The 593-nt window shown below is 41.5% G+C and carries 1 pseudogene; it reads right to left on the reverse strand.

Annotation, left to right across the window (positions count from 1 at the left end):
- Positions 1 to 593: pseudogene (locus AC1MDJ_RS08430) on the reverse strand (hypothetical protein); the annotation flags it as partial.

Consider the following 593-nt stretch of genomic DNA (forward strand, 5'->3'; position numbering starts at 1 on the left):
AATAATCAGCAACATTACTATGAAAAATTGTGTGGTCGCCACCCAATATAAAATTGCTAGAGTTAAAGATAGCACCGCCCGTAGAGGCAATGTTATTATAAAACGTTGTGTAGTCGCCACCCAATGTAAAATTATCACCATTAAGGATAGCACCGCCAGAACCATTAACAGCGGTGTTATTATCAAACCTTGTGTAATTACCTCCCACTATAAAATTGCCTATATTAAATACAGCACCACCAGAACCATTAACAGTAGCGTTCCCCGTAAAGCTTGTGTTGTCGCCATTTATTGTAAATGTGCCAGTATTACGGATAGCACCGCCATAGACATTAGCCTCGTTCCAGTTAAAGCTTGTTCTGTCGCCATTTATTATGAAGTTGCCAGCATTATAGACAGCACCACCATCGGTAGTAGCCACGTTACTCCTAAAGATTGCGTCACTGCCACCTAATGTAAATGTGCCAGCATTATCATTATAGACAGCCCCGCCATTAGCAGCAGTGTTATTGTCAAAGTACGTGTAGTTGCCACTTAATATAAATGTGTTGGCATTATAGACAGCACCGCCAGCACCGCCAACTATGTTCATC

Source organism: Candidatus Termitispirillum reticulitermitis (assembly GCF_054655775.1).